General features: G+C 74.8%; 16 protein-coding genes. 13 read left to right on the forward strand and 3 right to left on the reverse strand.

What is annotated here, in order from left to right; translation table 11 throughout:
* The first annotated feature begins 158 nt into the window (after positions 1-158).
* From HNR12_RS01195 to HNR12_RS01205, 3 genes are read left to right on the forward strand one after another with little or no spacing between them, the layout of a single operon-like run.
* The gene (locus HNR12_RS01195) at positions 159-1,019 is read left to right on the forward strand and encodes an MSMEG_4193 family putative phosphomutase (RefSeq protein WP_179765713.1); all 861 of its coding nucleotides are present in this window, start codon (positions 159-161) and stop codon (positions 1,017-1,019) included.
* Positions 1,020-1,077: 58 nt separating this feature from the next.
* On the forward strand, positions 1,078-1,644 hold the full coding sequence (locus tag HNR12_RS01200; protein WP_179765714.1) for a DUF3090 domain-containing protein: 567 nt from the start codon (positions 1,078-1,080) through the stop codon (positions 1,642-1,644).
* 36 nt (positions 1,645-1,680) lie between these two features.
* Positions 1,681-2,424, forward strand: coding sequence for an SCO1664 family protein (locus HNR12_RS01205; protein WP_179765715.1), 744 nt, complete (start codon positions 1,681-1,683; stop codon positions 2,422-2,424).
* A 114-nt stretch (positions 2,425-2,538) separates the two neighbouring features.
* Here the strand turns inward: HNR12_RS01205 and HNR12_RS01210 are convergent, their stop codons facing one another.
* Positions 2,539-5,037 (reverse strand): HAD-IC family P-type ATPase, encoded by a 2,499-nt coding sequence (locus HNR12_RS01210; protein WP_179765716.1) that lies wholly within the window; start codon positions 5,035-5,037, stop codon positions 2,539-2,541.
* Positions 5,038-5,627: 590 nt separating this feature from the next.
* Between HNR12_RS01210 and HNR12_RS01215 the strand changes: the two genes are divergently transcribed.
* From HNR12_RS01215 to HNR12_RS01225, 3 genes are all read left to right on the forward strand, one after another.
* Complete coding sequence (locus HNR12_RS01215) at positions 5,628-6,443, forward strand: NRDE family protein (RefSeq protein ID WP_179765717.1); 816 nt, start codon at positions 5,628-5,630, stop codon at positions 6,441-6,443.
* A gap of 240 nt (positions 6,444-6,683) precedes the next feature.
* Positions 6,684-6,926 (forward strand): hypothetical protein, encoded by a 243-nt coding sequence (locus tag HNR12_RS01220; RefSeq protein WP_179765505.1) that lies wholly within the window; start codon positions 6,684-6,686, stop codon positions 6,924-6,926.
* A gap of 141 nt (positions 6,927-7,067) precedes the next feature.
* Positions 7,068-7,961 carry a siderophore-interacting protein gene (locus HNR12_RS01225; protein ID WP_179765718.1) on the forward strand — a complete coding sequence of 298 codons (894 nt, stop codon included), beginning with the start codon at positions 7,068-7,070 and terminating at the stop codon, positions 7,959-7,961.
* A 69-nt stretch (positions 7,962-8,030) separates the two neighbouring features.
* Here HNR12_RS01225 and HNR12_RS01230 read toward each other — a convergent pair whose 3' ends face one another.
* The gene (locus HNR12_RS01230; protein WP_179765719.1) at positions 8,031-8,402 is read right to left on the reverse strand and encodes an SIP domain-containing protein; all 372 of its coding nucleotides are present in this window, start codon (positions 8,400-8,402) and stop codon (positions 8,031-8,033) included.
* Here HNR12_RS01230 and HNR12_RS29400 point away from each other — a divergent pair.
* The 3 genes from HNR12_RS29400 to HNR12_RS01245 all read left to right on the forward strand — a co-directional run bounded on the left by HNR12_RS29400 (position 8,334) and on the right by HNR12_RS01245 (position 11,088).
* Complete coding sequence (locus tag HNR12_RS29400; RefSeq protein WP_338119704.1) at positions 8,334-9,152, forward strand: sensor histidine kinase; 819 nt, start codon at positions 8,334-8,336, stop codon at positions 9,150-9,152. The genes HNR12_RS01230 and HNR12_RS29400 overlap by 69 nt on opposite strands.
* 116 nt (positions 9,153-9,268) lie before the next feature.
* Positions 9,269-10,522 (forward strand): cysteine--1-D-myo-inosityl 2-amino-2-deoxy-alpha-D-glucopyranoside ligase, encoded by a 1,254-nt coding sequence (mshC, locus tag HNR12_RS01240; RefSeq protein WP_179770310.1) that lies wholly within the window; start codon positions 9,269-9,271, stop codon positions 10,520-10,522.
* 149 nt (positions 10,523-10,671) lie between these two features.
* Positions 10,672-11,088 (forward strand): ABATE domain-containing protein, encoded by a 417-nt coding sequence (locus HNR12_RS01245; protein ID WP_179765721.1) that lies wholly within the window; start codon positions 10,672-10,674, stop codon positions 11,086-11,088.
* Between the two features lie 184 nt (positions 11,089-11,272).
* On the opposite strand, the gene HNR12_RS01250 is transcribed toward HNR12_RS01245, so the two are convergent.
* A complete protein-coding gene (locus tag HNR12_RS01250; protein ID WP_179765722.1) occupies positions 11,273-12,118 on the reverse strand; it encodes a PAC2 family protein in 846 nt (281 codons plus the stop codon).
* Between the two features lie 342 nt (positions 12,119-12,460).
* On the opposite strand from HNR12_RS01250, the gene metH reads away from it, so the two are divergent.
* The 4 genes from metH (at position 12,461) to HNR12_RS01270 (ending at position 19,889) form a co-directional block, all read left to right on the forward strand.
* Positions 12,461-15,928 carry a methionine synthase gene (metH, locus tag HNR12_RS01255; protein ID WP_179765723.1) on the forward strand — a complete coding sequence of 1,156 codons (3,468 nt, stop codon included), beginning with the start codon at positions 12,461-12,463 and terminating at the stop codon, positions 15,926-15,928.
* Positions 15,925-16,599, forward strand: a complete 675-nt coding sequence (locus HNR12_RS01260) for an HAD family hydrolase (RefSeq protein WP_179765724.1) — start codon at positions 15,925-15,927, stop codon at positions 16,597-16,599. Before metH ends, HNR12_RS01260 begins: the two co-directional genes overlap by 4 nt.
* Before the next feature lie 411 nt (positions 16,600-17,010).
* Positions 17,011-18,012, forward strand: a complete 1,002-nt coding sequence (locus HNR12_RS01265; protein ID WP_179765725.1) for an ABC transporter permease — start codon at positions 17,011-17,013, stop codon at positions 18,010-18,012.
* Between the two features lie 113 nt (positions 18,013-18,125).
* Complete coding sequence (locus HNR12_RS01270) at positions 18,126-19,889, forward strand: ABC transporter substrate-binding protein (RefSeq protein ID WP_179765726.1); 1,764 nt, start codon at positions 18,126-18,128, stop codon at positions 19,887-19,889.
* Positions 19,890-19,932: the final 43 nt, after the last annotated feature.

A 19,932-nucleotide genomic window follows, 5' to 3' on the forward strand; every position in this document is an offset into this window, starting at 1 on the left:
CGCCGCGGGCCGCCCGCCCGCCGCCCTCCCGGCCCCCCGCACCCCGCGCCCCCGCCCCCGGCGGGCCCTCCGCGCCCGCCCCGCCCCCGTTCCCGTGCCGTGCCGCCGCGCCCCGGGAGCGGGGGCGCGGCCGTCCGGCGGCCGCTATCGTGGCGCGAATGGGGAACCCGTCGCACCAGCCCGCAGCACCCGACCAGCCCGACCAGCCGCACGAGTCCGACCGGCCCGAGCGCCCCGCCGACGCGCCGCCGCCCGAACCCGTCGCCACCCTGCTGCTCGTCCGCCACGGCCTCACCTCCGTCACCGGCAGCACCCTCACCGGCCGCGCGCCCGGCGTGCACCTGGACGACCGCGGCCGCGCCCAGGCCGCCGACCTCGCCGCGCGCCTGGCCGGGCTCGACCTCGCCGCGATCGTCGCCAGCCCCCTGGAGCGCTGCCAGGAGACCGCCGCCGCCATCGCCGAGGCCACCGGCCGCCCGGTGGCCACCGACGCCGCCTTCACCGAGTGCGACTACGGCGAGTGGACCGGGCGCACCCTCACCGAGTTGGCCCGCGAGCCGCTGTGGCGCACCGTCCAGGCCCACCCCAGCGCCGCCCGCTTCCCCGGAGGCGAGGCCATGACCGACATGTCGGCGCGCGCCGTGGCCGGGGTCCGCGCGTGGAACCGGCGGCTGCTGGCGGAGTCGGCGGCGCCGGTCTACGTGGTGTGCAGCCACGGCGACGTCATCAAGGCCATCACCGCCGACGCCCTGGGCCTGCACCTGGACCAGTTCCAGCGCATCCAGGCCGACCCCTGCTCGCTGACCGCCATCCGCTACACCGCCGTGCGCCCGTTCGTGCTGCGGCTCAACGACGTCGGGGGATCGGTGGCGGGCCTCGTGCCCGCGCCCGAGGACGCCTCCGGCGACGCGGCCGTGGGCGGGGGCGCCGGAGGCGCCCGCACCGCCCGCCCCGGCACCGCCCCGGCGCACGCGCCCGGCCCGTCGCCCGCCTCGGCCGCCGGCCCAGCGGGCGCCTGAGCAGGACGCGGCCCGCGGCGAATCGCCAGGCTGGGCGGGATCATCTAGGGTTCGTTCCATGTCCGTGTTCGAATACGACCCCCCGGAGCGCTTCATCGCCGGAACGGTGGGGCAGCCGGGAGACCGCACCTTCTTCCTCCAGGCCACCGGCGGCGGCCGGGTCACCAGCGCCGTCGTCGAGAAGGCCCAGGTCTCGGCGCTGGCCGAGCGCATCGAGGAGCTGCTGGAAGAGGTGCGCCGCCGCTTCGGCGAGCCGCCCGAGGAGGGCCCCGGCGAGGCCGACGACGGCCCCCTGGAGCAGCCCATCGAGGCCGACTTCCGGGTGGGCACGCTCGCCCTGGCCTGGGACGCCGAGTCCTCCCGCGTGATCATCGAGGCCCAGCAGATCCAGGAGGTCGAGGAGCCCGAGGACGCCGAAGAGGTCGAGGTCTTCGCCCAGGACGCGCCCGCCGACCGCGACGTGCTGCGGGTGCACCTGACCGCGTCGGCCGCGCGGGCGTTCGCCGGGCGGGCCATGCGCGTGGTGGCCGCCGGGCGGCCCAACTGCCCGCTGTGCGGGCAGCCCCTGGACCCCACGGGCCACATCTGCCCCCGGCAGAACGGGTACAAGCCCGGGGGACTGTAGCGGAGCAGGTTGAGGAGTAGGGGGACGGGGGCGGTCATGACCGCGTCGTTCGAGGGGCTTTCGGCCACCGACGCCGTGGAGCTGCTGAGCACCGGCGAGCTGACCCCGGTGGGCCGGCTGACCGACGCGTCCAACGCCACGCTGTACTGCACCATCGCCGCGGGCGGCACCGAGGCGGCCTGCGTCTACAAGCCGGTGGCCGGCGAGCGCCCGCTGTGGGACTTCCCCGACGGCACGCTCGCCGGACGGGAGCTGTCGGCGTTCGCGGTCTCCGACGCGCTGGGCTGGGAGATCGTGCCGCCCACCGTCTACCGCGACGGCCCGTTCGGCGAGGGCATGGTGCAGCTGTGGATCGACGGCGACCCCGAGGTCGACCTGATCGAGCTGTCGCGTGCCACCGACCACGAGGGCCTGCGCCGCATGGCGGTCTTCGACGCGGTCATCAACAACTCCGACCGCAAGATCGGCCACCTGCTGCCCACCCGCCGCGGCCACCTCTACGGCTGCGACCACGGCGTGTGCTTCTCCGAAGAGTACAAGCTGCGCACGGTGCTGTGGCAGTGGCAGGGCGAGCCGCTGACCGAGGAGGCGCTGGCCGGGCTGGCGCTGCTGGAGGGCCGGCTGGCCGACCCCGACAGCCCGGTGTCGGTGGAGCTGCGGCGCCACCTCACCGAGCCGGAGAACTTCGCGGTGCGCAACCGGGTGCGGCTGCTGCTGCACCACAAGGTGCACCCCTACCCGTCGCCGGACTGGCCGGCGATCCCCTGGCCGCCGGTGTGAGGCGCGCGGCGGCGGCCCCGATCGGGGCCGCCGCACACGGGCGCCGGCCCGCACGGCCGGCCCCGTCCGCCCCTGGGACCGCCGGTCCCCCCGGGGCCGCCGCGCCCGCTCCGGCTACACCGCCGCCGGGTCCGCCTCGGGGTCGGCCGCCGACTCCCCGCCCGCGGCCTCGGCGCGGTCGCGGCGCGCCCGCACGAACCGGTCGTCCACCACCCGCACCACGGTGATCAGCGCCGCGGCCACCGCCGCCACCACCAGGGCGGTGCCGACCTTGGCGGGGTCGCTGACGTCGAGTGCGAAGAACGCCCGCCCCACCGGGGTGAGCAGCGCGGTCAGCAGCAGCCCCACCATCGCCGCCACCAGCACCGCCTTCCACCACACGAACGGCCGCGCCACCAGCAGCAGCACCCACAGCGTGGTCGCGCACAGCGTGATCACCACCGCCGTGCGGTCGGTCAGCGCCGGCACCGACGCGCCGTCCAGCACCAGCAGGTAGGTGGTGATGGCGGCGAACCCGCTGATCAGCCCGGAGGGGACCGCCAGCCGCAGGGTGCGCGCCACGAACCCGGGCCGGGCGCGCTCCACGTTGGGCGCCAGCGCCAGGAAGAACGACGGGATGCCGAAGGTGACCGCGTTGATCAGGGTGGCGTGCCGGGGGAAGAACGGGTAGGCCACCGCCAGCACGCCCACCACGCTGGCCATCGTCATCGAGTAGACGGTCTTGGTGAGGAACAGGTTGGCCACCCGCTCGATGTTGCCGATCACCCGCCTGCCCTCGGCCACCACGGCGGGCAGGGTCGCGAACCGGTCGTCCAGCAGCACGATCTGGGCGACCGCGCGCGAGGCCGGGCTGCCCGAGCCCATCGCCACGCCCACGTCGGCCTCCTTCAGCGCCAGCACGTCGTTGACGCCGTCGCCGGTCATGGCCACGGTGTGGCCGCGCCGCCGCAGCGCCCGCACCATGTCGCGCTTGCGCTCGGGGCCCACCCGGCCGAAGGCGGTGGTGCGCTCCACCGCCGCGCCGAGGCCGGCCTCGTCCTCGGGCAGGGACCGCGCGTCGGCGGGGGAGCCGCCGCCGGGCAGCTCCAGTTGGCGGGCCACCGCGCCCACGGCGGCCGGATGGTCGCCGGAGACGACCTTGACCGCCACCTCCTGCTCGGCGAAGTAGCGCAGCGTGGGGGCGGCGTCGGCGCGCAGCCGCTGGTCCAGCACCACCAGCGAGACCGGCACCACCCGCCCGGGCGCGCCGGGGGAGTCCACGCGCTCGGCGGCGCGGGCCAGCAGCAGCACGCGCAGGCCCTGGGCGGCCAGGCGCGCGGCCTCGGCGGCCTCCGGCGCGCCGGGGGCCGCCAGCACGTCGGCCGCGCCCAGCACCCAGTGCCGCTCGCCCTCGGGGGTGGCGAAGCTCGCGCCGCTCCACTTGCGCGCCGAGGAGAACGGGGCCGGCGCCAGGACCGCCCAGTCGGGGGCGTCGGGGCACGCCTCGGCGATGGCGGCCATGCTGGCGTTGGGGGAGGGGTCGGCGGCGGCGAGCGCCGCCAGCACCTCGCGCTCCACGCGCGCATCCTCCACCCGGCCGCCGCCGAGGTCGCGGAACCCGGCCAGCCGCATGCCGTTCTCGGTGAGGGTGCCGGTCTTGTCGGTGGCGACGATGTCGACCCGGGCCAGCCCCTCGATGGCGGGCAGCTCCTGGACCAGGCACTGGCGCCGGCCCAGCCGGACCACCCCCACCGCGAACGCGATGCTGATGAGCAGGACCAGGCCCTCGGGGACCATCGACACCAGGGCGGCGACCATGCCGCGCAGCGCGTCGGCCAGCGGGCCCGGCAGCCCGCCGCCGCCGGCCGGCTCCTCGATGGTGACCTGGCCGCCGAGCACGAGCTGGCTGAACACCAGCAGGCCGCCGATGGGGAACAGCGCCCAGGTGATGAACCGCAGGATGCGGTCCACGCCCGCGCGCAGCTCGGAGGTGACCAGCGAGAACCGGCCGGCCTCCTCGGCCAGGCGCGCGGCGTAGGCGTTGCGGCCCACGCGGGTGGCGCGGAAGTAGCCGGTTCCGGCCACCACGAAGCTGCCCGACATCACGGTGTCGCCCGGCCGCTTGAGGACGGGGTCGGACTCCCCGGTCAGCAGGGACTCGTCGATCTCCAGGGCGGTGGCTGCCACCACGTCGCCGTCCACGGGCACCTGCTCGCCCTGGCCCAGCGCGATCACGTCGTCCAGCACGATCTCCTGCGGGGTGACCGCGGCGACCGCGCCGTCGCGCAGCACCCGGGGCCGCGCGGCGTTGACGATGGCCAGCCGGTCCAGGGTGCGCTTGGCGCGCAGCTCCTGCACGATCCCGATCAGCGTGTTGAACACGATGACCAGCGCGAACAGGCCGTCCTGGACGGGGCCCACGACCGCGATGACCGCGAACAGCACGGCCACCATCGCGTTGATGCGGGTGAAGACGTTGCCGCGCACGATCTGCCAGACGCCGCGGGAGGCCCGCACCGGCACGTCGTTGCTCCGTCCGTCGGCGGCGCGCCGGGCGGCCTCGGCCGCCGTCAGCCCGCGCACCCCGTCGGGCGGTCCAGCCGCCCGGTCCTGCCGGTCGCCCCGCGAGGCCATGCACGCTCCAACTGGGAAGGGGGGAAGGGGAATGGGGAAGAGAAGCAAAAAGAAGGGACACGAGTGGGGGAGGGGACGGGAAGACGGCCGGGCGGCGCGCGCCGCGCGGCGTCCGCGGCCGCTCGCCCGAAGCTTAGGGCAGCGGCGGTCCTCCGCGCGGTGGTGCGCGCACGCCACTGCGGGTGGGGCGCGCCCCCGGCGGCGGCCCCGGGGCGGGCTCCGCGGCGCCTCGGCCCGCTGCGCGGCGCCCGGGCGCGGGTTCCGGCTCCCGCCGCGTTCTGCGGGTCTGGCGGGCGTACTCGGCGGAGCCGGTCCGCCGGGGCGGTCGGCGGGCGACCACCCCGAAGCCTCCCCGGCCGGCCGCGAGCGGCACCGGCTCCGGGTCCGGCGTCCCGCGCGAGGGCGCCGCGCGCCGGGGACGGCATCGCCGGGCCGCGCCGTGGCGGGCCCCGGCGGGGGCGGACCTGCGGTGCCGGGGCAAAGCCGGGGGCGGTTCGGGCGGCCCGGTCGGCGCGGGCGTACCGTCGTCGCAACGGACCTCGGGCGCCGATCGGGGCCCGAGGCGCGGCCAGGAGCGGAGGCGGTCGGTCATGTGTACGGTCATCGTCGGCTTCGACCCCGAGAAGTCGACGCCTGTTGTCATCGCGGCCCTGCGCGACGAGATGCTGGACCGGGCCTGGCGCCCGCCCGCCGCGCACTGGCCCGACCACCCCGGCCTGGTGGGCGGCCGGGACGAGCGCGAAGGCGGCACCTGGCTGGCCGCCGGGACCGGTGCCGATCCCGCGGACGGCCCCCGGGTCGCGGCGCTGCTCAACGGGATCCCGCCCGGCGCCGCGTCGCCCACCGACACCGTCGTGCCGCCCGACCTGCGCCTCAGCCGGGGCCGGCTGCCCCTCCTGGCCGCCGAGAGCGGCAAACTCGACCTGCCGCCCGAGGACCTGCGCCGCTACGAGCCCTTCCACCTGCTGCTCGCCGACGCCGGCCGCGCCGTGCTCTACTCCTGGGACGGCCGCCAGGCGGTCGAGCAGCGGCTGCCCGTCGGGGTGACCGTGCTGGTCAACACCGGCTGCGACAGCGCGGAGCCCCGCGCGCGCCGGCACGCGCCGGTGTTCGCCGAGTCCCGGCCCGATCCCGAGGCCGACCGGCTGCGCGCGGCCGACCGGGTCGCCGACGTCTGGGGCGCCTGGCCCGACCTGCTGGACGCCGCCGCGCGGGGCGGCGCCCGCACCGGCGGCTACGGCGCCGGCGCCGACGCCCCCTCCTCGCTCGTGGCCCGCTCGGAGTTCGGCGACGGCCGCGTGTGGGCGACCTCCTCCATCGCCCTGGTCGCCTGCACCGCCGACACCCTGCGCTACGCCTTCACCGCCGAGCCCGGCACCCCCGGCGGCTGGTACTTCGTGCGCTGAGCGCCCCCGTCCCGTCCCCGCCGCCCGCCTTTGCCTTGCCCCGGTCCCGCACCGCCCCGCCGCCCCTGACCTGCCGCTGCGCCGTGGTGTTTGCCTCACGGGTAAACCTCGGGGCGGGGACCCGCGTCGTACTGTCGCGGGACCGTGACCCCCGGTACCGCCCACCACCGCCCGCCGTCCGGGCCGCACCCGGCCCGGACGCGCGCTCTGCCCATGGGGCGAAGGGACGACGATGACTCCGTGACGGCCCGATACGCCTGGCGCAACCGCCGCGCCGACCCCGCACCGCACCCGCCGCGCGTCCCCGCCCGCGCCCGCGCCGCCCAGCTCCGCGAGGCCGCGGCCTACTGGCTGCTCTACGTGGTGGCCCTGGCCGCCGCCGTCCTGCACTGGCGCGCCGGCAACGAGTCCCTGGCCGCCGTATGCGCGGTCATGACCGTCCTCAGCGCCACCGCCATCGCCGGCACCTATCGCAGGCGCTGAGCCGCCGCGCCCCGGCCCGCCGCACGGGCGCGCCGCGCGTGGGCCCGGCCGTCCCCGGTCCGTGGGACGGACGCGGGGGAGCGCGCGGGATCCGCGGCGGCGTACGCTCGGCGGGTGACATCCACGGACCGAGGAGGGGCGATGGCCGAGCCGCAGACGAGTGGCGGGGCGCCGCAGGGGCGGGGTGCGGGGGAGTCCGCCGGGCGGCGGGGGCCGCGGGCCAGGCGGGCCGCCGTCGTGCGCTCCGAGCGGCTGACCCCGCACATGATCCGGGTGGTGCTGGGCGGGCCGGACCTGGCGGAGCTGCCCGTGGGGGAGTACACCGACCACTACGTCAAGCTGCTGTTCCCGCCCCCCGGTGAGGACTACCCCGAGCCCTTCGACCTCCAGCGCGTCCGCGCCGAGCTGCCGCGCGAGCGGTGGCCGCGCATGCGCACCTACACCGTGCGGGCCTTCGACCGCGCGGCCGGCGAGATGACGGTCGACTTCGTCTACCACGGCGACTCCGGGCTGGCCGGGCCGTGGGCCGCGGCGGCGCGTCCGGGCGACGTCGTGTACTTCGCCGGGCCCGGTGGCGGCTACGCGCCCGACCCCGCCGCCGACTGGCACCTGCTCGCCGGGGACGAGAGCGCGCTGCCCGCCGTCGCCGCCGCCCTGGAGCGCCTGCCCGAGGGCGCCAGGGCGCACGCGTTCATCGAGGTGGCCGGGCCCGAGGAGGAGCAGAAGATCGACCCCTCCGGCGACGCCCGGGTGACCTGGCTGCACTGCGGGGCCGAGCCCGTCGGCGCCCGCCTGGTCGCCGCCGTCACCGGGCTGGACTTCCCGCCCGGCGACGTCCAGGCGTTCGTCCACGGCGAGGCCGGGTTCGTCAAGGAGCTGCGCCGCCACCTGCGCCAGGACCGGGGAGTGGCGCGCGAGCGGCTCTCGGTCTCGGGCTACTGGCGGCTGGGGCTGGACGAGGACGGCTGGCAGTCCAGCAAGGGGGAGTGGAACCGCCAGGTGGAGCGCGAGCAGGAGCAGGAGCCCGAGGGGTAGCCGCCGGGGCGCGGGCCCGCGCCGGTGCGGTGCGCCCGCCCCGGCGCCCTCCCGGCGGCCCGCCCGGCATCAGCCGGCCGAGCGGCCGTCGATCCAGTAGTACTGGGTGAAGCAGCGCGAGCGGTCCAGCCGCAGGCTCTCGCGCAGGACCGTGCGCAGCCGTTTGACCAGCGCCCGCTCGCCCGCCGCCCACACGTACAGCCCCGGTGCGGGCGGCGCCTGCGCGTGCACGGCCCGGGCCAGGGCGGCGCCGCGGTCGGCCGTGGGGGCCACCCATGCCCAGTCCGCCGGCGCCGCCGAGGCGGGGCGCGCGGTGCGGGGCAGCGCGCCGGTGTCGGGGTGGCCGTCCTCGATCAGCACCCGTACCGCGACGTGCGCGGGGATCGCGGCCAGCCAGCTGTTGACGGCGGGCAGCGCCGTGGCGTCGCCCGCGAGCAGCACCCGCGCGGTCCCCGCGGGCAGGCCGATGCGGGCCGCTTCGTCGCCGACGCCTCCCACGAGCTGCGCACGCCGCTGTCGTCCATCCGCGGGTTCGCCGAGCTGTACCGGCAGGGCCGCGCCCAGGGCGTGGTCGCCCCCGACGAGCGCGCCGACCGCTGGATGTCGCGGATCGAGGACGAGGCCGCCCGCATGGCCGGCCTCGTGGACGACCTGCTGGTGCTGGCGCGCTTCGACGAGGCGCCCGAGCTGGAGCGCGAACCGGTCGAACTGGGCGAGATCGCCGAGCGGGTGGCCGCCGCCATCGGCGCCCGCGCCCCGGCGACCCCGATCACCGTGGACGCGCCGGAACCGGTCACCGTCACCGGCGACCGCGACCGGATCCGCCAGGTCGTGGAGAACCTCGTCGGCAACGCCGCCGCCCACACCCCGCCCGGCACCCCGGTGCGCGTGGCCGTCGCGGCCCGCCCCGCGCCGCCCGCCGACGGCGCCGCCGCCGTCGGCGCGCTTCCCCCGGGCACCGCGCGGGCGGCCGTGGTCGCCGTGCACGACGACGGCCCCGGGATCGCCCCCGAGGACCTGGCGCACGTCTTCGACCGCTTCTACCGGGTGGACCAGGCGCGTTCGCGCGGCGGAGCGGGACTGGGGCTGTCCATCAGCGCCGCGTTCGTCGCCGCCCACGGCGGCCGCATCACGGCCGACTCCGCACCCGGGCGCGGCACCGACTTCACCGTGGTCCTGCCGATGGCCTGAGCCCCCGGCGCCCCAACGAGGCGGCCTGCGGCGCCCCCGGAAGGAGCGTGCGGCCGGGCCCGGCGGCCCCGCAACGCCCGGTGCGGGGGATTGCGGCGAAAAGCGGCGGATATCCTCTGGCTATGCGTTCTTGGCCCGCGCCCGACCTCGTCCGGCTGCCCGGCAGCGGCGGCCCGCTCACCGTCCACGACACCGCCTCCGGCGGCCGGCGGACCGTCGATCCCGGGCCCACGGCCCGGATGTACGTCTGCGGGATCACCCCCTACGACGCCGCCCACCTGGGCCACGCCTTCACCTACCTGACCTTCGACCTGGTCAACCGGGTGCTGCGCGACGCCGGCCACGACGTCGACTACGTGCAGAACGTCACCGACGTCGACGACCCCCTCCTGGAGCGCGCCGACTCCACCGGCGAGGACTGGCGGGCGCTCGCCGAGCGCGAGATCGCCCTGTTCCGCGACGACATGGCGGCCCTGCGCATCCTGCCGCCGCGCGCCTACGTCGGCGTGGTGGAGTCGGTCGCTCTGATCGCCGACTTCGTGGCGCGCATCCGCGCCACCGGCGCCGCCTACGACCTCGACGGCGACATCTACTTCGCCGCCGAGTCCGCACCGCACTTCGGCGAGGTCAGCGGCTACGACCGCGCGCGCATGCTGGAGCTGTTCCCCGAGCGCGGCGGCGACCCCGACCGCCCCGGCAAGAAGGACCCCCTGGACTGGCTGCTGTGGCGCGCAGAGCGCCCCGGGGAGCCCGCCTGGGACTCCCCGCTGGGCCGGGGCCGCCCCGGCTGGCACGTGGAGTGCAGCGCCATCTCCCTCAACGAGCTGGGCATGGGCTTCGACATCAGCGGCGGCGGCGACGACCTCGTCTTCCCCCACCACGAGATGGGCGCCGCCGAGGCCCGCTGCGTCACCGCCGCGGCCACCGGCACCGCCGACACCGGCCCGCACGCCCGCGCCTACATGCACGTGGGCATGGTCGGCCTCGACGGCGAGAAGATGTCCAAGTCCCGGGGCAACCTGGTGTTCGTCTCCCGCCTGCGCGAACGCGGCGTCGACCCCATGGTGCTGCGCCTGGCCATGCTGCCCCACCACTACCGCGCAGCCTGGGAGTGGACCGACGACCAGCTCGACTCCGCCGCCCGGCGCCACGGGCGCTGGCGCGCGGCCGCCGAGCTGCCCGCCGGGCCCGACGCCCGGCCCACCCTGGAGCGGGTGCGCGCGGCGCTGGCCGACGACCTCGACACCGCCGCGGCGCTGGCCGCCGTGGACGAGTGGGCCGAGCAGGCGCTGGCCGCGGGCGGCGACGACCCCGCCGCCCCGGCCCTGGTGCGCGACACCGCCGACGCCCTGCTGGGCGTGCGCCTCTAGCCGCACGACCCGCATGCCGCGCGGCGGGCCGGGCCCGCCGCGCGGCATCTCGGCCCCCAGGTCGGGCGGGTCCGCGGGGTGCGGCCACTTGTGGCCGCAAGCGCTTGTTCGGTCACACCCGGTGGCCCGGCCGTGGTGGGATGGGGGCCATGAGCACCCCCACACAGACCAGCTCCGCCGCCGCGCTCGTGCAAGCGTTCGTCGCGACCGGAGACACCCTGTCCGACCGCGCCGACCTCGCGCGCTTTCTGCGCGAGCACCGGCTGGTGACCGAGGGCGCGATTCCGATCACCCTGGCCGACTTCGAGGAGGCGGTCTCCCTGCGCGACGCGCTGCGCGCGCTGCTGCGGCGGGCCAGCGGCGCGCCCGCCGAGGAGGACGTGATCGCGCGCGGCCAGCGCGTCCTGGACGGTCTGCGGGTGACCGTGCGGCTGGAGCCCGGCGAGGACCCGGTGAACCTGCTCGCCCCGGCGGTGGTCGACGAGGTCCGGCGCGGACTGGCGCGGATCGCCGCCGCCTGGGCGGCCGTGGTCGCCACGGGCGAGTGGCGCTCGCTCAAGCCCTGAGCCCTTCGGGCCCCGGCGCCCCGCCCGGCGCGCGCCCGCCCAGGGCGGACAGGGGCGGCCAGGAGACGCGGTAGGGGCCCGGCACCGCCGCGCGCCCGCGGACCCAGCGTCCGCGGCGGCGCGGCGGTGCCGGGCCCCAGACGGCCGGGCCGGCGCCCCGGGCGCGCGCACCGCGCCCTCGGGCTCAGCCCCGGCCGCGGCGCCGCAGGTAGCGCTCGAACTCCCGCGCGATCGCCTCGCCCGAGGCCTCGGGCAGGTCGGCGGCGTCCTTGGCCTCCTCCAGGCTGCGCACGTAGCCGGCGATGTCGTCGTCCTCGGAGGCGAGTTCGTCCACCCCGCGCTCCCAGGCCCGCGCCTCCTCGGGGAGGTCGCCCATGGGCACCGTGGTGTCCAGGACGTCCTCGACCCGGCGCAGCAGGGCGAGGGTGCCCTTGGGGCACGGCGGCTGCGCCACGTAGTGGGGCACCGCCGCCCACAGCGACACCGCCTCCAGCCCGGCGTTCTCGAACGCCTCGTGCAGCACGCCGAGAATCCCCGTGGGGCCGTCGTAGGTGGTGGGCTCCAGGTGCAGCGCACCGCGCAGGGCGCCGGGCGAGGTGATACCGGTCACCGGCACCGGGCGGGTGTGCGGGGAGTCGGCCAGCAGGGCGCCCACCAGCACGATCCGGCGCACCCCCAGCTCGCGCGCGATCGAGAGCAGGTCGCCCGCGAAGCCCCGCCAGCGCATGTTGGGCTCGGGGCCGCTGACCAGCACGACGTCGTGCGGCGCGCCGTCGGGGCGGGCCACCGACACGCGGGTGGTGGGCCAGGCCAGCCCCCGGTGCTCGCCGTCGACCACGGTGGCACGCGGCCGGGAGACCTGGAAGTCGTAGTAGTCGTCAGGCGCAAGCGCCAGCAGCTCGTCGGCGTCCCAGGCCGAGGCCAGGTGCTCGATGACCGCGCTCGCGGCCTCACCGGCGTCGTTCCAGCCCTCGAACGCGGCAACCATGACAGGCTCGACGAGCTCGGGCGCGCTGTCGAGCTCGGCCACTGACCGCCTCCTCATCTTCGCCGGGCCACCTGGTCCGGTCTGGTGTCGTCGGCCGATCGCGCACGGGTCCGCGCGCCATCCAGCCCTACCACGTCGGGCGGTGGTGGCAACAGCCACCGGGCCGCCGCCCCGCGCCGCACCTGACACAGGGCCATCACCACCCTATGACCACGGCGCCTCAGGGCATAACCGTTAGACCGCCCGCGTTATGCCCGCCGAGGGCAACCCCCGCCGGCCGCCGCGGTGCACACCACCGCCTGACCAGCCGCCCCGCCACGCCGATCGGCGCCGGGCACCCCCGAACCCGGCGGGGCCGCCGCACCGACACTAAGGTTGAACGCTATGAGTTCTCGACTCTCCTTCCGAGATGCCCTCGCCCAGCGCGTCATCGTGGCCGACGGCGCGATGGGCACGATGCTCCAGGCCCACAACCTCGACCTCGATGACTTCGACGGGCTCGAAGGCTGCAACGAGATCCTCAACGTCACCCGCCCCGACGTCGTCCGCGCCGTCCACGGCGCGTTCTTCGACGTCGGTGTCGACTGTGTCGAGACCAACACCTTCGGCACCAACTTCGCCGCTCTCAGCGAGTACGACATCCCCCACCGCACGCACGAACTCGCCGCGGCCGGCGCCCGCCTGGCCCGCGAGGTCGCCGACGAGAACTCCACCGCCGACCACCCCCGCTACGTCCTCGGCTCCGTCGGCCCCGGCACCAAGCTGCCGACCCTGGGCCACGTGCCCTTCGCCACGCTGCGCGACTACTACGAGCAGTGCCACCGCGGCCTCATCGAGGGCGGCGCCGACGCCATCCTCATCGAGACCTGCCAGGACCTGCTGCAGACCAAGGCCGCCGTGATCGCCGCCCAGCGCGCCCGGCGCGCCGCCGGCGTGGACATCCCGATCATCGCCCAGGTCACCATCGAGACCACCGGCACCATGCTGCTGGGCTCGGAGATCGGCGCCGCCCTGACCTCCCTGGAGCCGCTGGGCATCGACGCCATCGGCCTCAACTGCGCCACCGGGCCGGCCGAGATGAGCGAGCACCTGCGCTACCTCTCCCACCACGCCCGCGTGCCGATCACCTGCATGCCCAACGCCGGCCTGCCCGAGCTGGGCGCCGACGGCGCGGTCTACCCGCTGCAGCCCCACGAGCTGGCCGACGCCCACGACACCTTCACCACCGAGTTCGGGCTGTCGATGGTCGGCGGCTGCTGCGGCACCACCCCCGAGCACCTGCGCCAGGTGGTCGAGCGCGTGGCCGGGCGCGGCATCAAGGAGCGCCGCCCGGTCAGCGAGCCCGCCGCCGCCTCCCTCTACCAGAGCGTGCCGTTCCGCCAGGACACCAGCTACCTGGCCATCGGCGAGCGCACCAACGCCAACGGCTCCAAGAAGTTCCGCGAGTCGATGATCGAGGAGCGCTACGACGACTGCGTCGAGATCGCCCGCGACCAGATCCGCGACGGCGCCCACATGCTCGACCTCAACATCGACTACGTCGGCCGCGACGGCGCCGCCGACATGCGCGAGCTGGCCTCCCGGCTGGCCACCGCCTCCACCCTGCCGCTGATGCTGGACTCCACCGAGCCCGCCGTGATCGAGGCCGGCCTGGAGATGCTGGGCGGGCGCGCCGTGGTCAACTCGGTCAACTACGAGGACGGCGACGGCCCCGACTCCCGCATCAAGCGGTTGATGCCGGTCATCAAGGAGCACGGCGCCGCCGTGGTCGGCCTGACCATCGACGAGGAGGGCCAGGCCCGCACCGCCGAGTGGAAGGTGCGCGTGGCCGTGCGCCTCATCGAGGAGCTGACCGGCGAGTGGGGCATGCGCCTTGAGGACATCATCATCGACGCCCTCACCTTCCCCATCGCCACCGGCCAGGACGAGACCCGCCGCGACGGCCTGGAGACCCTGGAGGCCATCAAGGAGATCACCCGGCGCTACCCGGGGGTGCAGACCACGCTGGGCCTGTCCAACCTGTCCTTCGGCCTCAACCCGGCCGCCCGCATCGTGCTGAACTCGGTGTTCCTGCACGAGTGCGTCGAGGCGGGGCTGACCTCGGCCATCGTGCACGCCTCCAAGATCCTGCCGATGAACCGGATCCCCGAGGAGCAGCGGCAGGTCGCCCTGGACATGATCTACGACCGCCGCACCCCCGACTACGACCCGCTCGCCCGGTTCCTTGAACTGTTCGAGGGCGTCGACGCCCAGGCCATGAAGGCCTCGCGCGCCGAGGAGCTGGCGGCGCTGCCGCTGTGGGAGCGGCTGGAGCGGCGCATCATCGACGGCGAGATGGTGGGCATCGAGGCCGACCTCGACGCCGCGCTGGCCGAGCGCCCGGCGCTGGACATCGTCAACGACACCCTGCTGTCGGGCATGAAGGTCGTGGGCGAGCTGTTCGGCTCGGGCCAGATGCAGCTGCCTTTCGTGCTGAAGTCGGCCGAGGTCATGAAGGCCGCCGTGGCCTACCTCGAACCCCACATGGAGAAGACCGAGGACGACGGCAAGGGCCGCATCGTGCTGGCCACCGTCAAGGGCGACGTCCACGACATCGGCAAGAACCTCGTGGACATCATCCTGTCCAACAACGGCTACGACGTGGTCAACCTCGGCATCAAGCAGCCGGTGTCGGCCATCCTGGAGGCCGCCGAGGAGAACCGGGCCGACGTCATCGGCATGTCGGGCCTGCTCGTGAAGTCCACCGTGGTGATGCGGGAGAACCTGGAGGAGATGAACTCCCGGGGCATCGCCCGCCGCTACCCGGTGCTGCTGGGCGGTGCCGCGCTCACCCGCTCCTACGTCGAGCAGGACCTCGCCGAGGTGTTCGAGGGCGACGTCCGCTACGCCCGCGACGCCTTCGAGGGGCTGCGGCTCATGGACGCGTTCATGGCCGTCAAGCGCGGTGTGGAGGGCGCCGAGCTGCCCGCGCTGCGCCAGCGGCGGGTCAAGGGCGGCGCCAAGCTGAAGGTCACCGAACCCGAGGACATGCCCGCCCGCAGCGACGTCGCCACCGACAACCCGGTGCCCACCCCGCCGTTCTGGGGCGACCGCATCAGCAAGGGCGTGCCCCTGGCCGACTACGCCGCCTACCTGGACGAGCGCGCCACCTTCATGGGCCAGTGGGGCCTCAAGGGCGCCAAGGGCGACGGCCCCACCTACGAGGAGCTGGTCGAGACCGAGGGCCGGCCGCGGCTGCGGATGTGGCTGGACCGCATTCAGACCGACGGCCTGCTCGAGGCCGCCGTGGTCTACGGCTACTTCCCCTGCCACAGCGACGGCGACGACCTGGTCGTGCTGGACGACGACGGCAGCGAGCGCACCCGCTTCACCTTCCCGCGCCAGCGCCGCGACCGCCACCTGTGCCTGGCCGACTTCTTCCGGCCCAAGGAGTCCGGCGAGACCGACGTGGTGGCGCTGCAGGTCGTGACCGTGGGGTCGGCGATCAGCCGGGCCACCCAGAAGCTGTTCGAGCAGAACGCCTACCGCGACTACCTGGAGCTGCACGGGCTGTCGGTGCAGCTCACCGAGGCGCTGGCGGAGTACTGGCACACCCGCGTACGCGCCGAGCTGGGCTTCGCCGGCGAGGACCCCGCCGACCTCGACGCGTTCTTCAAGCTGGGCTACCGCGGCGCCCGCTTCTCGCTGGGCTACGGCGCCTGCCCCAACCTGGAGGACCGGGCCAAGATCATGCAGCTGCTGGAGCCCGAGCGCGTGGGGGTCACGTTGTCCGAGGAGTTCCAGCTCGTTCCCGAACAGGCCACCGACGCGATCGTCATTCATCACCCTGAGGCGAAATACTTCAACGTATGACCCGTACCGGATCGCCCCTGCAGGCTGTCCTCTTCGACATGGACGGCACCCTGATCGACAGCGAGAGCCTGTGGGGGCGGGCCGAGTCCGCCACGGTCGCGGCGCTGGGCGGTGAGTGGACCCACGAGGACCACCGCCGCAACATCGGCGGCGCCTCCGCCCAGGTGGCGCGCTACATCCTGGACCTCACCGGCGCCGACGCCCCGCCCGAGGAGGTCGCCGCGCGCATGCAGGCCGAGTTCGCCCGCGCGCTGGACGACGGCGCCCCCCTGCGGCCCGGCGCCAAGGAGCTGGTGGCCCTGGTGGCGGAGTCCGGGCTGCCCAGCGCCCTGGTCACCTCCACCCGCCGTGCGCTGGTCGAGCGCGCCATCGGCGCCATCGGCCTGGACAGCTTCGACCTCTCGGTGGCCGGCGACGAGGTCGAGGCCAACAAGCCCGACCCCGCCCCCTACCTCACGGCGGCCCGGCTGCTGGGCGTGGACCCCGCGGCGTGCGTGGCGTTCGAGGACTCCGCCGTGGGCGTCGCCTCGGCGATGGCGGCGGGCTGCGTGACGGTGGCAGTGCCCGACCAGGTCGAACTCCCTCCCGCGCCCGGGCTCGTCGTGCGCGACTCCCTGGCGGGGATCGACCTGGCCTGGCTCGAATCGCTTGTCTCCGCGAAATCAATTTGATCATGCGCCGTTGATCCGGTAGAAACACGGCGGCGCGGAAAACGCCTGACCGGCGGTTCTTCCGCTTTCCCGGGTTTGGCGTGCGCGTGGTCTGGGGTCCTTTGCCGCCCTCTGGCGCAGAATGCCCAATTCGTGGCCCCCGGGAATTCGGGGAAAATTGATAATGGTGCGGAAAGTGCGGCTGCTGTGAATATGTCATTCGCATAGGAATGCCGTCACAATTCGGCGACAACGCCAACGGTGCGCTATTCGGCGATCACGTGGGGCGTAAATTTGCGCTGTGTCCCGTGTGGCGACACGACCGCCGTGCCGTCCGGTCCGGGCACCAGGCCCCCGCGCCGGCACCGGGGCCGTGCGCCGACATGACCGCCGTGCCCTTCGACCCGGGCCGCGCCGCCCGCAGGGGGTCCCATGACCGCGCCGCTGGACGTCCCCGACCCCGCACACCCCTCCGGCCCCGCCGGGGCCGACCCCGCCGCGCCGGCGCCGGCCGCCGCGCGCACCCGCTCCCTGAGCCGCATCGCCTGGGGCCGGCTGCGCCGCGACAAGGTGGCCATGGCCGGGGGAGCGGTGGTGGTGCTGGTCATCGCCGTGGCGGTGTTCGCCCCGCTGATCGTGCGGTTCGTCGGCACCCCGCCCAACCAGTTCAACTCCGACCTCATCGACCCGGTCCTGGGCACCGCCAACACCCCCTGGGGCGGGATCAGCGCCGAACACCCCTTCGGCGTCGAGCCCGTCAACGGCCGCGACCTGTTCAGCCGGGTCGTCTACGGGGCCCGGATCTCCATTCTCATCGGCTTTCTGGCGACCCTGGTGTCGGTGGTCATCGGCACCGTGATGGGCATCGTCGCCGGCTACTTCGGCGGCTGGGTCGACGCCGTCATCAGCCGGCTGATGGACATCTTCCTGGCGTTCCCGCTGCTGCTGTTCGCCATGGCCCTGGCCGGGGTGATCCCCGACGCCGCGTTCGGGCTGCAGGGCAACTCGCTGCGCGTGGCGATCCTGGTGTTCGTGATCGGATTCTTCAACTGGCCCTATATCGGCCGGATCATCCGCGGCCAGACACTCGGCCTGCGTGAACGCGAATTCGTCGAGGCCGCGCGCAGCCTCGGCGTATCCAACGCCTACATCCTGTTCCGGGAACTGCTGCCCAACCTGGTGGCGCCCATTCTGGTGTACTCCACCCTGCTTATTCCGGTGAACATCCTGTTCGAGGCCGCGCTGTCGTTCCTGGGTGTGGGAATCAACCCGCCCACCGCCGCCTGGGGGCAGATGCTGTCCTCGGCCGTGCAGTTCTACAGTGTGGCCCCCAATTTCATGCTCGCCCCGGGTCTGGCGATCTTCGTCACCGTCCTGGCGTTCAACCTCTTCGGCGACGGCCTGCGCGACGCGTTCGATCCCCGCACCCACTGACGGCCGCGTCCGGCCCGCACCCCACCCCGCACCCCGCACCACCAAGGGCGAGGACCCCGCCGCCCGATCCCCCTCCGGGGACACCCCCCGGACGAACGAGAAAGGCCCCCACCATGACAGAGCCAGGGAGAAGCCGCCTCAAAGGCGCCGCGGCCGCCGGCGCCGCCGCCGTGCTCCTGCTCTCGGCGTGCTCCGGCGGCGGAGGCGACGACGACGGCGCAGGCGGAGAGGCCGCCCGCGACATGGGCGTGGAGGAGATCGTCCGGCCCAGCGACGAGCAGGGCGGCACGCTGCGCTTCGCCCACTCCGACGAGTTCGACTCCGTCGACCCCGGCGACACCTACTACGCCGCCTCCCTCAACTTCTCCCGGTTCTACGCGCGCACCCTGGTGACCTACGCCCAGGCCCCCGGCGAGGCCGGCCAGGAACTCGTGCCCGACCTCGCCGAGGACCTCGGGCAGGTCAGCGAGGACGGCCTGACCTGGACCTACACCCTCAAGGAGGGGCTGCGGTTCGAGGACGGCACCCCGATCACCTCCGAGGACGTCAAGTACGCCGTCGCGCGCAGCAACTACGCCCTGGACGTGCTCTCCAAAGGCCCCAAGTACTTCAACCAGTACCTGGACGCCGGCGACTACGCCGGCCCCTACGAGGACGACAACCTCGACAACTTCGAGGGCATCACCACCCCCGACGACCGCACCATCGAGTTCCACCTCAAGGAGCCGTTCGCGGAGTTCGACTACCTGGCCGCCATGCCGCAGACCGCGCCCGTCCCCGCCGACGCCGACACCGGCGACCAGTACTTCACCCAGGTGGTGTCCTCGGGCCCCTACCGCTGGGAGGACGGCTACACCGCCGGCCAGGGCGGCAGCCTGGTGCGCAACGAGGAGTACGACCCCGACACCGACCCGCTCACGCGCAACCGCCCCGACCGCATCGAGTTCCAGGTCAAGCAGGAGGCCAACGACCTCGACCAGCGGCTGCTGTCGGGCGAGGTGCACGTGGACGCGGCCGGCGCCGGTGTGCAGACCGCCGCGCGCGCCACGATCCTGCAGAACGAGCAGCACCTGGCCAACTCCGACAACCCGCTTACCGCCTTCACCCGCTACTTCGTGATCTCCCCGTCGGTGGAGCCCTTCGACGACAAGGCGTGCCGCGAGGCGATCATGTACGCCGCCGACAAGGTGGCCATCCAGACCGGCTACGGCGGCCCCACCGCCGGCGAGATCGCCACCAGCCTGTACCCGCCCACCGTGCCCGGCTACGAGCAGATCGACCCCTACGGCACCCCCGACCACGAGGGCGACCCCGACCTGGTGCGGCAGAAGCTGGAGGAGTGCGGGCACCCCGACGGCTTCTCCACCAACATCTCGGTGCGCTCCGACCGCGACTACGAGGTGGCCGCCGGCGAGGCGCTGCAGCAGACGCTGCGCGAGTACGGCATCGAGACCGAGATCAAGGGCTACCCGGCCGGCAGCTACACCAGCGAGCAGGCGGGCTCGCCCGACTTCGTGGCCGAGGAGGAGCTGGGCATCATGATCTACGCCTGGGGCCCCGACTGGAACAGCGGATTCGGGTTCTTCTCCCAGATCCTGCACGGCGACGCGATCGCCGAGTCGGGCAACTCCAACCTCGCCGAGCTGGACGAACCGGAGATCAACAGCCTCATCGACGAGGCGATCCGCACCGAGGACGCCGCCGCGCGCGAGGAGATCTACCGCGAGGTGGACCGGCTCGCCATGGAGACCGCCACGATGCTGCCCACCGTCACCATCAAGGCGCTGCTCTACCGGCCCGAGAGCCTGACCAACGTCTACGTCACCCCCGCCTGGGACATGTACGACTACTCCGCCCTCGGGGTGGCCCAGGAGTAGCCGCTCGGGGCGCGGGCGCACCCCGCCCGCGCCCCGCCGCCGC

It is taken from the genome of Streptomonospora nanhaiensis (assembly GCF_013410565.1).
GTDB classification, from domain to species: Bacteria; Actinomycetota; Actinomycetes; order Streptosporangiales; family Streptosporangiaceae; genus Streptomonospora; species Streptomonospora nanhaiensis.